At 66.1% G+C, this 13,894-nt stretch carries 17 protein-coding genes; 10 read left to right on the top strand and 7 right to left on the bottom strand.

From position 1 onward, the window contains the following. Nucleotides 1–11: 11 nt before the first annotated feature. The 4 genes from rbfA to VARPA_RS14255 are packed head-to-tail and all read left to right on the top strand — an operon-like array spanning nucleotide 12 to nucleotide 4,149. Complete coding sequence (rbfA, locus tag VARPA_RS14240) at nucleotides 12–383, top strand: 30S ribosome-binding factor RbfA (protein ID WP_013541270.1); 372 nt, start codon at nucleotides 12–14, stop codon at nucleotides 381–383. Between the two features lie 2 nt (nucleotides 384–385). Continuing rightward, the gene (gene truB, locus VARPA_RS14245) at nucleotides 386–1,354 is read left to right on the top strand and encodes a tRNA pseudouridine(55) synthase TruB (protein ID WP_013541271.1); all 969 of its coding nucleotides are present in this window, start codon (nucleotides 386–388) and stop codon (nucleotides 1,352–1,354) included. After that, complete coding sequence (gene typA / locus VARPA_RS14250) at nucleotides 1,351–3,189, top strand: translational GTPase TypA (RefSeq protein ID WP_013541272.1); 1,839 nt, start codon at nucleotides 1,351–1,353, stop codon at nucleotides 3,187–3,189. The genes truB and typA overlap by 4 nt, the downstream gene beginning before the upstream one ends. Nucleotides 3,190–3,225: 36 nt before the next feature. Further along, on the top strand, nucleotides 3,226–4,149 hold the full coding sequence (locus tag VARPA_RS14255) for a DMT family transporter (protein WP_013541273.1): 924 nt from the start codon (nucleotides 3,226–3,228) through the stop codon (nucleotides 4,147–4,149). A gap of 11 nt (nucleotides 4,150–4,160) precedes the next feature. Here VARPA_RS14255 and VARPA_RS14260 read toward each other — a convergent pair whose 3' ends face one another. The 6 genes from VARPA_RS14260 to smpB form a co-directional block, all read right to left on the bottom strand. Then, nucleotides 4,161–5,603 (bottom strand): hypothetical protein, encoded by a 1,443-nt coding sequence (locus VARPA_RS14260; RefSeq protein WP_013541274.1) that lies wholly within the window; start codon nucleotides 5,601–5,603, stop codon nucleotides 4,161–4,163. 86 nt (nucleotides 5,604–5,689) lie between these two features. Beyond that, a complete protein-coding gene (locus VARPA_RS14265; RefSeq protein WP_013541275.1) occupies nucleotides 5,690–6,082 on the bottom strand; it encodes a hypothetical protein in 393 nt (130 codons plus the stop codon). A gap of 81 nt (nucleotides 6,083–6,163) precedes the next feature. Next, nucleotides 6,164–7,000 (bottom strand): anti-sigma factor family protein, encoded by an 837-nt coding sequence (locus tag VARPA_RS14270; protein WP_013541276.1) that lies wholly within the window; start codon nucleotides 6,998–7,000, stop codon nucleotides 6,164–6,166. Between the two features lie 10 nt (nucleotides 7,001–7,010). Continuing rightward, nucleotides 7,011–7,526 carry a sigma-70 family RNA polymerase sigma factor gene (locus tag VARPA_RS14275; RefSeq protein ID WP_013541277.1) on the bottom strand — a complete coding sequence of 172 codons (516 nt, stop codon included), beginning with the start codon at nucleotides 7,524–7,526 and terminating at the stop codon, nucleotides 7,011–7,013. A 27-nt stretch (nucleotides 7,527–7,553) separates the two neighbouring features. Beyond that, nucleotides 7,554–7,934 (bottom strand): hypothetical protein, encoded by a 381-nt coding sequence (locus VARPA_RS14280; protein ID WP_013541278.1) that lies wholly within the window; start codon nucleotides 7,932–7,934, stop codon nucleotides 7,554–7,556. A 90-nt stretch (nucleotides 7,935–8,024) separates the two neighbouring features. Beyond that, on the bottom strand, nucleotides 8,025–8,501 hold the full coding sequence (gene smpB, locus VARPA_RS14285; RefSeq protein WP_013541279.1) for an SsrA-binding protein SmpB: 477 nt from the start codon (nucleotides 8,499–8,501) through the stop codon (nucleotides 8,025–8,027). 62 nt (nucleotides 8,502–8,563) lie between these two features. Here smpB and VARPA_RS14290 point away from each other — a divergent pair, with 62 nt between their 5' ends. Both VARPA_RS14290 and VARPA_RS14295 read left to right on the top strand, forming a co-directional pair. Next, nucleotides 8,564–9,010, top strand: coding sequence for a type II toxin-antitoxin system RatA family toxin (locus tag VARPA_RS14290; protein WP_013541280.1), 447 nt, complete (start codon nucleotides 8,564–8,566; stop codon nucleotides 9,008–9,010). Then, nucleotides 9,011–9,346: an RnfH family protein gene (locus tag VARPA_RS14295; protein WP_013541281.1), complete on the top strand. Its 336-nt coding sequence runs from the start codon at nucleotides 9,011–9,013 to the stop codon at nucleotides 9,344–9,346. It abuts the gene before it with no gap. A 21-nt stretch (nucleotides 9,347–9,367) separates the two neighbouring features. On the opposite strand, the gene VARPA_RS14300 is transcribed toward VARPA_RS14295, so the two are convergent. Further along, nucleotides 9,368–9,892, bottom strand: coding sequence for a DUF4124 domain-containing protein (locus tag VARPA_RS14300; protein ID WP_013541282.1), 525 nt, complete (start codon nucleotides 9,890–9,892; stop codon nucleotides 9,368–9,370). A 128-nt stretch (nucleotides 9,893–10,020) separates the two neighbouring features. On the opposite strand from VARPA_RS14300, the gene guaB reads away from it, so the two are divergent. From guaB to guaA, 4 genes are all read left to right on the top strand, one after another. Then, nucleotides 10,021–11,490 (top strand): IMP dehydrogenase, encoded by a 1,470-nt coding sequence (gene guaB, locus VARPA_RS14305; protein WP_013541283.1) that lies wholly within the window; start codon nucleotides 10,021–10,023, stop codon nucleotides 11,488–11,490. 77 nt (nucleotides 11,491–11,567) lie between these two features. Next, on the top strand, nucleotides 11,568–11,816 hold the full coding sequence (locus VARPA_RS14310; RefSeq protein ID WP_013541284.1) for a type II toxin-antitoxin system Phd/YefM family antitoxin: 249 nt from the start codon (nucleotides 11,568–11,570) through the stop codon (nucleotides 11,814–11,816). Between the two features lie 11 nt (nucleotides 11,817–11,827). Continuing rightward, on the top strand, nucleotides 11,828–12,247 hold the full coding sequence (locus VARPA_RS14315) for a type II toxin-antitoxin system VapC family toxin (RefSeq protein WP_013541285.1): 420 nt from the start codon (nucleotides 11,828–11,830) through the stop codon (nucleotides 12,245–12,247). A gap of 11 nt (nucleotides 12,248–12,258) precedes the next feature. After that, complete coding sequence (gene guaA / locus VARPA_RS14320) at nucleotides 12,259–13,875, top strand: glutamine-hydrolyzing GMP synthase (RefSeq protein ID WP_013541286.1); 1,617 nt, start codon at nucleotides 12,259–12,261, stop codon at nucleotides 13,873–13,875. Nucleotides 13,876–13,894: the final 19 nt, after the last annotated feature.

The raw sequence follows: 13,894 nt of genomic DNA on the forward strand, positions 1-13,894 counted from the left end.
CGAGAGCGTTCATGCCCAAAAGAAAAGCCGCCGCCCCCAACCGCGCCTTCAAGGTCGCCGACCAGATCCAGCGCGATCTGACGGAACTGATCGCGCGCGAGTTGAAGGACCCGCGCGTGGGCATGGTCACGATCCAGGCGGTCGAGGTCACGCCCGACTATGCGCACGCGAAGGTCTACTTCAGCCTGCTCACGGGCGACGTGGCCGAGACCACCGAAGCGCTTAACCAGGCCGCGGGGTTCCTCCGCAATGGCCTGTTCAAGCGCCTCCATATCCACACTGTGCCCACGCTGCACTTCCTGTTCGACCGCACCACCGAGCGCGCGGCCGACATGAACGCGCTGATCGCGCAGGCTGTCGCTTCGCGCTCGAAAGACGAATAGCGATGAATGCGCCACGCACACGGGTGCAGCGGCGCCCTGTGCATGGGGTGTTGTTGCTCGACAAACCGCTGGGACTTTCCAGCAACCAGGCCTTGCAAAAGGCCAAGTGGTTGCTGCGTGCCGAAAAAGCGGGCCATACCGGCACGCTCGATCCATTGGCCACCGGCGTCCTGCCGCTGTGCTTTGGCGCTGCCACCAAGTTCAGCCAGCTGCACCTCGATGCCGACAAGACCTACGAAGCCACGGCGCGCCTTGGCATCAAGACCTCGACCGGCGATGCCGAAGGCGAGGTGATTGCCGAGCGCCCGGTGCACGTCACCGCCGAAGACCTGGCCCGCGCCGAGGCGCAGTTCACCGGCCCGATCCGCCAGGTTCCGCCGATGCACAGCGCCCTCAAGAAGGACGGCAAGGCGCTCTACGAATACGCCCGCGAAGGCATCGAGATCGAACGTGCCCCGCGCGACGTCGTGATCCACGCATTGAAGGTCACGCAAGCGGCCTCCGAATCGGCGGGCAACGCCATCCGCATCGTGGCCTCGGTGAGCAAGGGCACTTACATCCGCACCTTGGGCGAAGACATCGGCGAAGCCTTGGGCTGCGGCGCGCATCTCACGTCGCTGCGCCGTACGGCCACCGGCGGTTTCGGCGTGGCGCAGTGCATCACGCTCGAAGCGCTCGAAGCCATGGGCGAGGAAGAGCGGCTGGCCCAGTTGTTGCCTGCCGAATCCCTGGTCGAAGGCCACACGATCGTCACGCTCGGCAGCGAAGATGCGGGGCGTTTTTTGTCCGGCCTGCGCCGCCGTGGCGCCTGGGCTGATGCAGACCACGTGGCGGTATTTGGCGACACGCCTCCCGCCTTCTTGGGCACGGCGCATATCGCCGCCAACGAACTGATCCCGGGGCGCTTGCTGAACCCCATCGAAATTCAGCAAATTCTTTTGAACGCACAACAGACAGAAGCGACACCATGAGTACCAAGCAAATCCGCAATATCGCCATCATTGCCCACGTGGACCATGGCAAGACCACCATGGTCGACCAGCTGCTGCGCCAGTCCGGCACCTTCGCCGAGCACGAAAAAGTCGTCGACACGGTGATGGACAACAACGCCATCGAAAAGGAACGTGGCATCACGATCCTGGCCAAGAACTGCGCCGTGACCTGGGAAGGCACGCACATCAACATCGTCGACACCCCGGGCCACGCGGACTTCGGCGGTGAAGTGGAACGCGCGCTGTCGATGGTCGACGGCGTGGTGCTGCTGATCGACGCGCAGGAAGGCCCGATGCCGCAGACGCGCTTCGTGACCAAGAAGGCGCTGGCGCTCGGCCTCAAGCCCATCCTGGTCGTGAACAAGGTCGACAAGCCTGGCGCGAACCCCGACAAGGTGGTCAACGCCGCATTCGACCTGTTCGACAAGCTCGGCGCGACCGACGAACAGCTCGATTTTCCCGTGGTGTACGCCTCGGGCATCAACGGCTGGTCGTCGCTCGAAGAAGGCGCTGCCGGCGAGCAGTGGGGCCCCGACATGTCGGCCCTCTTCAACACCATCCTGAAACACGTGCCGTCGCAAAAGGGTGACCCGAACGCGCCGCTGCAACTGCAAATTTCCGCGCTCGACTTCTCGACCTTCGTCGGCCGCATCGGCGTGGGCCGCATCAGCCAGGGCACGCTCAAGCCCATGACCGACGTGCTGGTCATGGAAGGCCCCGACGGCAAGGCCATCAAGGGCCGCATCAACCAGGTGCTGACCTTCCAGGGCCTGGACCGCGTGCAGTCGACCGAAGCCGGCCCCGGCGAAATCGTGTTGATCAACGGCATCGCCGACATCGGCATCGGCGTCACCGTGACCGACAAGGACAAGCCCGCACCGCTGCCCATGCTCAAGGTCGACGAACCGACCCTGACCATGAACTTCTGCGTGAACACCAGCCCGCTGGCCGGCCGCGAAGGCAAGTTCGTGACCAGCCGCCAGATCTGGGACCGCCTGCAAAAGGAACTGCAGCACAACGTGGCCCTGCGCGTGAGCGAGACCGACGAAGAAGGCATCTTCGAAGTCATGGGCCGCGGCGAACTGCACCTGACCATCCTCTTGGAAAACATGCGCCGCGAAGGCTTCGAAATGGCCGTGTCCAAGCCGCGCGTGGTGTTCCGCACCGTGAACGGCGAGAAGCACGAGCCCATCGAAATGGTCACGGCCGACATCGAAGAAGGCCATCAGGGCGGCGTCATGCAGGCCCTCGGCGAGCGCAAGGGCGAGCTGGTCAACATGGAACCGGACGGCCGCGGCCGCGTGCGCCTGGAGTACCGCATTCCGGCGCGTGGCCTCATCGGCTTCACCAACGAATTCCTGAATCTGACGCGTGGCTCGGGCCTCATCAGCAACATCTTCGACAGCTACGAAGCGCACAAGGGCGACATCGGTGGCCGCAAGAACGGCGTGCTGATCTCGATGGACGACGGTGAAATCTTCACCTATGCCCTCGGCAAGCTGGACGACCGCGGCCGCATGTTCGTGAAGGCGAACGATCCGGTGTACGAAGGCATGATCGTGGGCATCCACAGCCGCGACAACGACCTGGTCGTGAACGCCACGCGCACCAAGCAGCTGACCAACTTCCGCGTGAGCGGTAAGGAAGACGCGATCAAGATCACGCCGCCGATCGACCTCACGCTGGAATACGGCGTCGAGTTCATCGAGGACGACGAGCTGGTCGAAATCACGCCAAAGAGCGTGCGCCTGCGCAAGCGTTTCCTGAAGGAAAGCGACCGCAAGCGCGCTGGCCGCGACACGTCGATGGGCTGATCGCCTCCTCGCGTACAACAGCTCTTTCGCAATCCCATGCGCCTGACGCACGGCGGGGCTGTGTGGCTGATGGTCGTCGTGACCCTGATGTGGGGCACGGCGGGCGTCGTCACACGGCACCTCACGCAGGCGCACAGCTTCGAGATCACCTTCTGGCGCAGCCTCTTCACGATGCTGGCGCTGCTGGTGATCTTGCCGCTTTGGCGGGGACGCGCCGTGTTCTCGCAGCTGCGCAGCGGCGGGCGCGAACTCTGGATCTCGGGCGTCTGCTGGGCCGTGATGTTCACGGCCTTCATGGTGGCGCTCACGATGGCTTCGACGGCGAGCGTGCTGGTCACGATGTCGCTCGGGCCGCTGCTCACCGCGCTCGCCGCGCGCATCTTCATCGGTCACCGTTTGCCTGCGCGCACCTGGGTGGCCATCGTGGTGGCCGGGCTGGGCATCGGCTGGATGTACGGCACGCAGTTGGTGCAGGGCGGGGCGGGCGGTGCTTCGCTGCTTGGCACGCTGGTCGCGCTGTGCGTGCCGCTGGCCAGCGCCACCAACTGGACCGTGGTCCAGCACGCGCATGCCAAGGGGCATGACATCGACCTGGTGCCCGCCGTGCTGATCGGCGCCGTGCTCACTGCCTTGTTCACCTTGCCTTTCGCCTTGCCGTTCCAGGCGAGTGCGCACGACCTCGGCTTGCTGGCATTCCTGGGCGTGTTCCAGCTGGCCATTCCCTGTGTGCTGTCGGTGCTGTGCGCGCAGGTGCTGAAGGCGCCCGAGGTGGCTCTGCTGGCGCTGCTCGAAGTGATCTTCGGCATTGCGCTGGCCTGGCTCGGGGCGGGCGAGGAGCCGGCGGCCAGCGTGCTGACAGGCGGCGCGCTGGTCATCGGCGCACTGGTGTTCAACGAGCTGCTGGCGCTGCGCGGGCGCCGCACGACGGCGGCCGACACCGCCTTGCCTGGCGCGCACTAGGCGCGCACGACTTACTCGGGCGCCGCAGCGGCGTCCGTCACGCCCATGCCGATCAACCGGGCTTCCGTCACCGCCCGGGTGAAGCGCTTTGCGAAGTCGTCACTCATGCGCCAGTTGCCGTTGTCCTGCACGAAGGTGAATTCGCCGGTCATCGGCAGCGACTGCGCGCGGCCGATGGTGGCCAGCAGGCTGTCGTTGTATTCGACGACCAGCGGACAGACCCGGCTCACCCCGTCTTCGTGCGCGCGGCAGGGACCGGTGGGCTCGAAGTCGGCGATCTCGCGTTCGCGGTCCGCGTCGGTGACCACGAGGCCGGTGGTGGAGCGCTGCCGCGCGCGCTGGCGTTCGAGCTGGCGCTGGAGCATTGCCGCCGCGGGCGAGCTCGCCTGCAGGGCAGTCACGCCGTCACGGAAGGCCTTCTCCGCCGCCACGCGCCCGATGGGCTCGGCGTTGTAGAGCGGCTTGCCTTTGGCATCCAGATTGCCGAACCGAGCCTCCACGATGACCGGGTCGGCGCCGCGCACCATCATCTTGTCGTCGTCGGCCGAGGCCGGGCCGACCGTGTACGCGATGGCCTTGGTGTCGTCGCCCCGTGTCATCGTCGCCATGCAGCCGCGGATGCGTTCGTCCTTGCGATAGCCGATTTCGCGCAGCCCGCTCAGGCTCGGGATGCCGACTTCGCGCAGGCCCTGGGTTCGTGCGTCGATCGATACGCGGAGCATCAGTCCCTGCAGTGTCTTGTGCGTGGCGTCGGCATCGCAGGCCGGCACGCCTGCCGGCGCGAACAGGTACCAGCCCAGTCCGCCTGCGATCGCCAGCGTGACCAGCCCGGAGGTCCAGGCACTCCGGCGGCGCTTGCCTTGCGCGGTGGCGCGCCACGCGCCGACTGCCTTTTCGTCGGCCGCGATCTCGTCTTGCGCCTCGGCCACGATGCGGGCCCGGTCCGCCGCCATGGCAAAGGCCGGCTCGGCCGCGACCTCGGCACGCGTGGCCTCGAACAATTCCCTCTCGAGCGGGCCGTCGATCACCATCCAGGCCAGCGTCGCGGCCGGTGCGGCGGGCACGCTGCCGACCAGCGGCGTTTTCTCCAGTGCCATGTCGCGTGCCTCGGCATCGACGAGGCCGTCATTGAAGAGCGCGTTCACTGCCTCGTGGGTGATGCCGCGGTCGCCGAGTTCCCCGAATTCCTCGGCGTCGTAGGCGATATAGGACGCATCGTCGGCGGTGGCGATGGGCGGCGAGGCCTCTTCGAGCCGCTCGACGGCGGCGTCGATTTCCTCCTGGTTGACGAGGCCCTTCAGGCACATCCAGGCCAGTGCGTGCGCGGGGCCGGGGATCGGGGGAAGCGCGGCGGTCTCGGGATGAGCGAGCACGGCGTCGTGCTGCGCATCGGTGATCAGGCCAAAGGAGAGAAGGGCGAGGAACGCATCCGGATTCGCAGCTGCAGGATTCATGCGGCGATTCTGCCGTGGCGCACGCGCCAACAAAAAAGGCCCCGGTGTGAGCCGGAGCCTTTGCGATCAGGTGACCACCGTGGCGCTCAGGGGCGCGCGATCTTCCAGTTGCCGCCCACGCCGTCGCCGGTCTTGTCGCCCGGCTTGGCATCCTTGGCCCAGTAGTACAGCGGCCAGCCCTTGTAGGCCCATTGGCGCTTGCCGTCTTCGCGAATGATGATGGTGTAGCCGCCCATCGGCTTGGCAGCCTCGGCGACGGGGAGCGGCGGCCAGTTGGCGGCGCACTGGGCGTTGCAGGCGGAGGTGCCGGCGCCGGCCGTGTCCTTGATGAAGGTGTAGAGCGACATGCCGTTCGGTCCGACCAGCACGCCGTCGGCGGTGCGAGTGGGGGTGTCGGGCGCGCTGGCGGTCTTGTTGGACATGCCGCCGCAGCCGGCGAGCAGGGCCGCCGCGAGGATCGAGGCGCTGAGCAATTTCATGCAGTTTCTCCTTCGGTTGAAAAATCGCGAAAACAAACAAGGCAAGCGGGTTGTTGCGCGAGCCGGCAGTTTATGCCGGGCTCACGACAAATCGCGGTAGGCGAGGGTCGCAAGTTTGAGCAAAACCTCGCGCGGTAGCTTGCCGGCAACGGCATAGCCGAAGCCCTGGTCGACCCAGTAGAAGCTCGGCACGGGGCCTTCGGAGGCGAAGCGGAAGGCGGTTTCCTTCAGCGCGTCCGGCGACGAGCCCGCGGCCCGGGCATCGAGGGTGCCGATGTAGAGCGTGACGCGCTCGCCCGCCGCGTCCTCGAACATGAACTGGGCGCGCGCGCCGGTTTCGCCGGGCAGCAGGCGGCCGCCGACGAGGGTGTAGCCCAGGGTGCTCAGGTCGGGCACCTTGAGCGGCCGGTCGAGCCGCTTGGAGAGCCACTGCACCAGGTGCTGCTGTTCGGAGGCAGCGACTTCGACCGGGTGCCTTTTTTCAGGTGCGTAGACGACGTGGGCAATCGACGCGTCGTGCACGAATTCGCGCATCGCGGGCGCCTTGGCCAGTTGCCTCGATGGGGCGTGCGATGCCGACCATTGCGCGTTCCCGAGCCAGCCCGCGGCAAACGCGACGAGCACGCCGGCGGCCATGCCGCCCCAGCGCATCCAGCTGCTGCGCCGGGCCTGCCGGGGCAGGTGGCGGTCGAGGGCGCTCATCAGCGGCGCGGGAATGGGATCGTCCAGCAGCTCGCCATGCAGGCGGCGCAGGGCATCGCGCTGCGTGTGCCAGGCCGCGACCTTCGCGGCCATGGCGGGGTCGCGCGCCAGGGCTTCTTCGACCGTGGAGCGGCGATCCGGGGCGAGCTGGCCATCGACCAGTGCGTGCAGTTCGTCGTCGGTGATGTCGGTGGGAGGGGGGCCGGGGCGGGTCATGGGGCGGGCTTCATTTGAGACGGCGCAAGCCGGGGCGATGCGGCGCGGCGGCGCCGTCCAGCAGCTCCTGCAGCCGCACGCGGGCGCGCGAGAGGCGCGACATCACGGTGCCGGCAGGAATGCCCAGCACCTTCGCCACCTCGGCATAGGACATGTCTTCGAGCGTCACCAGCAGCAGCACGGCGCGCTGCTCCTCGGGCAACTGCAGCAGACAGCGTTGCAGATCGAGGCCTATGCCCTGGTCCCGGCCCGGGTCGATGCCGCCGTGCAGCTCCTGCGTGGCGTCGTCGAGTGGCACCACGGCGTGCGGCGGTGGCGTGCGCCGCACCTGGCTTGCGAAGATGTTGTGCATGACGGTGAAGAGCCATGCGCGCAGGTCGCTCCCCACCACCCAGAGCCGCCACTTGCTGCAGGCCCGCTCCAGGGTGTCCTGCACAAGGTCGTCGGCCGCCCACGTGTTGCCCGTGAGCGCGCGCGCATAGCGGCGCAGGCTCGGGATGTGGTCGACCAGCAGGCGGGCGTCCATGGGTGGGCCGGGAGCGCGAGTTCCGGATCAGGGCTTGGCGGTTTTCCAGTTGCCGCCCACGCCGTCGCCGGTCTTGTCGCCCGGCTTGGTGTCCTTCACCCAGTAGTAGAGCGGCCAGCCCTTGGCGGCCCATTGCTTCTTGCCGTCGTCGCGCGTGACGATGGTGAAGTCGCCGCTCGGCTTGTCGCTGTCGGCGGCCATGAAGGGCGGCCAGTTGGTGGCGCAGCCGCCGTTGCAGACCGACTTGCCGTTGCCGGCCGTGTCCTTCTCGAAGGTGTAGAGCGTCATGCCGTTCGGCCCGACCAGGGCGCCGTCGGCCGCCTTGGGTTGAGCGAATGCGGGAAGGGCGAGCAGGCTGCCGATCAGAGCGGCAGCGGCGCCGAGGGAAGAAGCGCGAAGTGGCGACATGGAATCTCCTGGTTGGGTGACATCGGCAATCCGATGACACCGCACAAACGCCCGCAGAGCGCGTTTTATTCCATGCCGCGCAAAAAATGACTAGCGGCTGCGGCTCTTCATTGCGCGCTCGACCTCGCGCTTGCCTTCGCGGTCCTTGATGGTGTCGCGCTTGTCGTGCTCGGCCTTGCCCTTGGCCAGCGCGATGTCGCATTTGACCTTGCCCGCCTTCCAGTGCAGGTTGAGCGGCACCAGCGTGTAGCCCTTCTGCTCGACCTTGCCGACGAGGCGGCGGATCTCTTCCTTGTGCAGCAGCAACTTCTTGGTGCGGATCGAATCAGGGTTGACGTGCGTCGAAGCGCTCTTGAGCGGGTTGATCTGCAGGCCCACGACGAACAGTTCGCCGTCGCGGATCACCACGTAGCCGTCGGTCAGTTGCACCTTGCCTTCGCGCAGCGACTTGACTTCCCAGCCCTCGAGCACGATGCCGGCCTCGAAGCGTTCTTCGAAGAAATAGTTGTACGCGGCCTTCTTGTTGTCGGCAATGCGGGAGGAGGTATCTTGTTTCTTTGTGGCCATGGCTCGGGAAGATGGGGACGCATGGCTTCAATACAATCCGTCGCGCACGCTGCACCGATTCTATGAAAACAGTCAACAAGTCCGTCCTCATCTGGTACAGCGCCGAAGAGATGTACGCGCTCGTCACCGATGTGGCGAAGTATCCGCAGTTCCTCCCATGGTGCGACAAGGCCCGGATCCTCGAAGAGGACGAAGCCGGCATGACCGCCGAAGTCGGCTTGGCCTTCGCCGGCCTGCGCCAGAGCTTTACCACCCGCAACACCCACATTCCCGGCCGGGAAGTGCAACTGAAACTGGTCGAAGGCCCGTTCTCCAACCTCGACGGCAACTGGAAGTTCGTGCCCGTGGGCGAAGCGGGCGAACGCGCCTGCCGCGTCGAGCTGCACATGAGCTACGGCTTCAGCAACTTCGCCCTGCAGGCGCTCGTTGGGCCGGTGTTCGACACCGTTGCATCGAGCCTGGTCGAAGCCTTCGTCAAGCGCGCCGAGCAGGTCTACGGCGCCCCCTGAATGATCGAGATCACGCTGACCTGCTCACCCGCGGCACGCGAGGTGTTCGAGCAGGTCCTGCAGCTTGAAGAAGGCATCGTCCTGAGTGACGCGGTGCAGGCGAGCGGGTTGCCGCAGCGCTTTCCCGATCTCGATTGGCGACATGCCATGACACCGGGTGTCTGGGGCAGGGCGGTCGAGTGGAGCCAGGTGCTGAAGGACGGCGATCGCATCGAACTGTGCCGGCCACTCACGGTCGATCCGAAGGTGGCGCGCCGCGAGCGCTTCAAGCGCCAGGGCGCGCGGGGCACCGGCCTCTTCGCGAGCCAGCGCAAGGGCGGCAAGACCGGCTACTGAGGCAGCCGGGTTCCGCGTTTTTTACTTGCAGTCGCTGTCGATGACCGACTGGACGCGCTTCTGCTCGGCCACGCGCGCGGAGTCGTCCATGATCTCGCGCTCGCCCTTGGCATTCACTTTCGCGATGCGGATGCCGCTGTCCAGCGTGGACTTGCCTTCGCGGGCGCGAGCGCAGTTGTCGGCCTTGGCCTTGGCGACCTTGGCTTCTTCGGCGGCGCGCTTGGCCTTTTCTTCGGCCTCGGCTTTCTTCGTCTTTTCCTCGAGTTCCTTGTCGACGCCGCTCGGCTTCGGCGCTGCAGCGCTTTCGCGCGCCTTGGGCGCTGCTCCAGCTTCGGCGCCCTCGGCCGCTGGAGCATCAATGCCGGTGGCCGGCCGTGGCGGCGGCGTGCCCGAACGGCGCAGGATGTTCTTTTCGGGAACATCGGGCGGCGGCGCCTGGTCGCTGAAGACCTTCTTGCCGTCCTTGTCGATCCATTGCCATTGCGCGCTCGCAGAGAGCGGCAGCGCCACGACACATCCCACCAGCAGCCAGTGCATGAATTTCATGCCCGAAGTTTAGCCGCGCCTTACTTCTTGCAACATCCTCGGTGGGTGCTTTTGCAACGGTCCTGAAAAGCCCGGCCGGCCGGACGGCCCGGGCGCCTCGTTACAATCCGTCTTTTGGAGCTTCACCCATGCGCCTTCTCGGCAAAGCGCTCACCTTCGACGACGTGTTGTTGGTGCCAGCGTTCTCCCAGGTCCTGCCCAAGGACACCTCCCTCGCCACCAAACTCTCCCGCAACATCACGCTGAACCTGCCGCTCGTCTCGGCGGCCATGGACACCGTGACAGAAGCCCGCCTCGCGATCGCCATCGCGCAGGAGGGCGGTATCGGGATCGTTCACAAGAACCTCACCGCGCAACAGCAGGCAGCCGAAGTGGCCCGCGTGAAGCGCTACGAATCGGGCGTGCTGCGCGACCCGGTGGTGATCACGCCGACGCACTCTGTGCGCCAGGTGATGGCGCTGTCTGACCAGCTCGGCATCTCCGGCTTCCCGGTGGTGGACGCGGGCAAGGTGGTCGGCATCGTCACCGGCCGTGACCTGCGCTTCGAGAACCGCTACGACGTCCCCGTCAGCGAAATCATGACGCAGCGCGACAAGCTCATCACCGTGCCCGACGGCACGACGCTGGCCGAAGCCAAGGCGCTGCTGAACAAGTACAAGCTCGAGCGCCTCCTGGTCATCAACGGCGACTGGGAGCTCAAGGGCCTCATCACCGTCAAGGACATCACCAAGCAGACCAGCTTCCCGAATGCCGCACGAGATGCCAACGGCCGCCTGCGCGTGGGCGCCGCGGTAGGCGTGGGCGACGGCACCGAGGAGCGCGTCGAAGCGCTGGTGAAGGCCGGCGTCGATGCCATCGTGGTCGACACCGCGCACGGCCACAGCGCCGGCGTGATCGAGCGCGTGCGCTGGGTCAAACGCAACTATCCGCAGGTCGACGTGATCGGCGGCAACATCGCCACCGGCGACGCGGCGCGTGCGCTGGCCGATGTCGGCGCCGACGCGGTCAAGGTCGGCATCGGCCCGGGCTCCATCTGCACCACCCGCATCGTGGCCGGCGTGGGCGTGCCGCAGATCATGGCGGTCGACAGCGTCGCCACCGCGCTGCAGGGCACGGGCATTCCGCTGATCTCCGACGGCGGCGTGCGCTACTCGGGCGACATCGCCAAGGCGATCGCCGCAGGCGCCAGCACCGTCATGATGGGCAGCATGTTCGCCGGCACCGAAGAGGCACCCGGCGAAATCGTGCTGTACCAGGGCCGCAGCTACAAGAGCTACCGCGGCATGGGCTCCATCGGCGCGATGCAGCAGGGCAGCGCCGACCGGTACTTCCAGGAATCGACCACCGGCAACCCCAACACCGACAAGCTCGTGCCCGAAGGCATCGAAGGCCGCGTGCCCTACAAGGGCTCGATCGTCTCGATCGTCTACCAGATGGCCGGCGGCGTGCGCGCCAGCATGGGCTACTGCGGCTGCGCGACCATCGCGGACATGCAGAACAAGGCCGAGTTCGTGGAGATCACCACAGCCGGTATCCGTGAGAGCCACGTGCACGACGTGCAGATCACGAAGGAAGCGCCCAACTACCGCGCCGAATAAGCCTGTTCTGGCCAGACCTTGAAAGTCAGGCCAGACTCGGTTTAGAATTTGGGCCAGATTCAATTTTTCTGGCCCAAATGCAATCCATCGGCATCGCTGAAGCCAAGAACAACTTCTCTGCCCTCATCGACTTGGTCGAAAAGGGCGAGGAGGTTCGCATCACCCGCCACGGCAAGGAAGTCGTGCGCATGCTGCCGGTGCGTCGCAAGCCGGTCATCACCGACGAGCAGATCGCCCGCGAACTCGGCCAGATAGACGCGCTGCACGCCGCCATCCAGCCGGGTCTTTCATTGCGCGCATTGCTCGACGAAGGGCGCCAATCGTGACAGCCTTCGTCATGGACGCCTCCCTCACCGCCGCTTGGCTCCTGCCCGATCAGGCCAGCGAACACACCCGCAAGCTCTACGCCGCAATCCGCCGCGACGAAGTCGAGCCGCAGGCGCCCAACGCCTGGCAATGGGAGTGCGCCAACATCCTCGCGAACGGCGTGCGCAGCGGCCGCATTCCGACGTCTGCCGTCGAAGGGCTGTGGAGCGTGCTCGACGCCATCCGCCACCGCGTCGAACTGCACGAACTCGCGCCGGCCCAGCACAAGGCCGTGCTCGCGGTCGCCATCGACGCAGGCATCTCGATCTACGACGCGGGCTATCTCTGGCTTGCCAAGTCGCTCAATCTCCCGCTCGCCACCTTCGACGAGCAACTCATCCAGGCAGCGCCCCATGCGGGCGTGAAGCTGTTCGACATTTCAACGCTCTGAGTCCTCTCGCCATGCAACACGACAAGATCCTCATCCTCGACTTCGGCTCGCAAGTTACCCAACTCATCGCACGCCGCGTGCGCGAGGCGCATGTGCTGAGCGAAGTGCATCCCTGCGACGTTACCGACGAATGGGTGCGCGAATACGCGGCCGACGGCCACCTGAAAGGCGTGATCCTGTCGGGCAGCCACGCCAGCGTCTATGAAGAGACCACCGACAAGTGCCCGCAAGCCGTGTTCGACCTTGGCATTCCGGTGCTCGGCATCTGCTACGGCATGCAGACGATGGCCCACCAATTGGGCGGCAAGGTCGAAGGCGGCCACAAGCGCGAGTTCGGTTTCGCGGCCGTGCGCGCGCATGGCCACACCGCGCTGCTGAAGGACATCTCGGACTTCACCACGCCCGAAGGCCACGGCATGCTCAACGTGTGGATGAGCCACGGCGACAAGGTCACCGAACTGCCGCCTGGCTTCAAGCTCATGGCCAGCACCGACAGCTGCCCGATCGCCGGCATGGCCGACGAGGCGCGCCGCTACTACGCGCTGCAGTTCCATCCCGAAGTCACGCACACGGTGCAGGGCAAGGCGATCATCGAGCGCTTCGTGCTCGGCATCTGCGAGGCCAGGCCCGATTGGGTCATGCGCGACCACATCGCCGAAGCTGTCGCGAAGATCCGCGAGCAGGTGGGCGACGAAGAAGTCATCCTCGGCCTCTCGGGCGGCGTCGATTCGAGCGTGGCTGCCGCGCTCATCCACCGCGCCATCGGCGACCAACTGACCTGCGTGTTCGTCGACCACGGCCTCTTGCGCCTGAACGAAGGCGACATGGTCATGGAGATGTTCGAAGGCAAGCTGCACGCGAAGGTCATTCGCGTCGATGCCAGTGACCTGTTTCTCGGCAAGCTCGCCGGCGTGAGCGACCCCGAAGCCAAGCGCAAGATCATCGGCGGCGAGTTCGTCACCGTGTTCAAGCAGGAGGCCGCGAAGCTCAAGGCCGGCGACGGCGGGCACAAGGGCGCGACCTTCCTGGCGCAGGGCACGATCTATCCGGACGTCATCGAATCGGGCGGCGCAAAGAGCAAGAAGGCCGTCACCATCAAGAGCCACCACAACGTGGGTGGCCTGCCAGAGCAACTGGGCCTGAAGCTGCTCGAACCGCTGCGTGATTTGTTCAAGGACGAAGTGCGCGAACTCGGCGTGGCGCTCGGCCTGCCGCCCGAGATGGTCTACCGCCATCCGTTCCCCGGCCCGGGCCTGGGCGTACGCATCCTGGGCGAAGTGAAGAAGGAATACGCCGACCTGCTGCGCCGCGCCGACGCGATCTTCATCGAGGAGCTGCGCAACTTCAAGGACGAATCCGGCAAGACCTGGTACGACCTCACGAGCCAGGCCTTCACCGTGTTCCTGCCCGTCAAGAGCGTGGGCGTGATGGGCGACGGCCGCACCTACGACTACGTCGTCGCACTGCGCGCCGTGCAGACCAGCGACTTCATGACGGCCGATTGGGCGGAGCTGCCGTACGCGCTGCTCAAGAAGGTGTCGGGGCGGATCATCAACGAGGTGCGCGGGATCAACCGGGTGACCTACGACGTGTCGAGCAAGCCGCCGGCGACGATCGAGTGGGAGTGATCCAGGGTTGTGTCACAGG

The sequence above is a fragment of the Variovorax paradoxus EPS genome (assembly GCF_000184745.1).
GTDB lineage: Bacteria > Pseudomonadota > Gammaproteobacteria > Burkholderiales > Burkholderiaceae_C > Variovorax > Variovorax paradoxus_C.

Excerpts from the sequence above, each read along its gene's own strand:
- rbfA (WP_013541270.1), top strand. The coding sequence starts at position 12 with ATGCCCAAAAGAAAAGCCGCCGCCCCCAACCGCGCCTTCAAGGTCGCC.
- truB (WP_013541271.1), top strand. The coding sequence starts at position 386 with ATGAATGCGCCACGCACACGGGTGCAGCGGCGCCCTGTGCATGGGGTG.
- typA (WP_013541272.1), top strand. The coding sequence starts at position 1,351 with ATGAGTACCAAGCAAATCCGCAATATCGCCATCATTGCCCACGTGGAC.
- VARPA_RS14255 (WP_013541273.1), top strand. The coding sequence starts at position 3,226 with ATGCGCCTGACGCACGGCGGGGCTGTGTGGCTGATGGTCGTCGTGACC.
- VARPA_RS14260 (WP_013541274.1), bottom strand. The coding sequence starts at position 5,603 with ATGAATCCTGCAGCTGCGAATCCGGATGCGTTCCTCGCCCTTCTCTCC.
- VARPA_RS14265 (WP_013541275.1), bottom strand. The coding sequence starts at position 6,082 with ATGAAATTGCTCAGCGCCTCGATCCTCGCGGCGGCCCTGCTCGCCGGC.
- VARPA_RS14270 (WP_013541276.1), bottom strand. The coding sequence starts at position 7,000 with ATGACCCGCCCCGGCCCCCCTCCCACCGACATCACCGACGACGAACTG.
- VARPA_RS14275 (WP_013541277.1), bottom strand. The coding sequence starts at position 7,526 with ATGGACGCCCGCCTGCTGGTCGACCACATCCCGAGCCTGCGCCGCTAT.
- VARPA_RS14280 (WP_013541278.1), bottom strand. The coding sequence starts at position 7,934 with ATGTCGCCACTTCGCGCTTCTTCCCTCGGCGCCGCTGCCGCTCTGATC.
- smpB (WP_013541279.1), bottom strand. The coding sequence starts at position 8,501 with ATGGCCACAAAGAAACAAGATACCTCCTCCCGCATTGCCGACAACAAG.
- VARPA_RS14290 (WP_013541280.1), top strand. The coding sequence starts at position 8,564 with ATGAAAACAGTCAACAAGTCCGTCCTCATCTGGTACAGCGCCGAAGAG.
- VARPA_RS14295 (WP_013541281.1), top strand. The coding sequence starts at position 9,011 with ATGATCGAGATCACGCTGACCTGCTCACCCGCGGCACGCGAGGTGTTC.
- VARPA_RS14300 (WP_013541282.1), bottom strand. The coding sequence starts at position 9,892 with ATGAAATTCATGCACTGGCTGCTGGTGGGATGTGTCGTGGCGCTGCCG.
- guaB (WP_013541283.1), top strand. The coding sequence starts at position 10,021 with ATGCGCCTTCTCGGCAAAGCGCTCACCTTCGACGACGTGTTGTTGGTG.
- VARPA_RS14310 (WP_013541284.1), top strand. The coding sequence starts at position 11,568 with ATGCAATCCATCGGCATCGCTGAAGCCAAGAACAACTTCTCTGCCCTC.
- VARPA_RS14315 (WP_013541285.1), top strand. The coding sequence starts at position 11,828 with ATGGACGCCTCCCTCACCGCCGCTTGGCTCCTGCCCGATCAGGCCAGC.
- guaA (WP_013541286.1), top strand. The coding sequence starts at position 12,259 with ATGCAACACGACAAGATCCTCATCCTCGACTTCGGCTCGCAAGTTACC.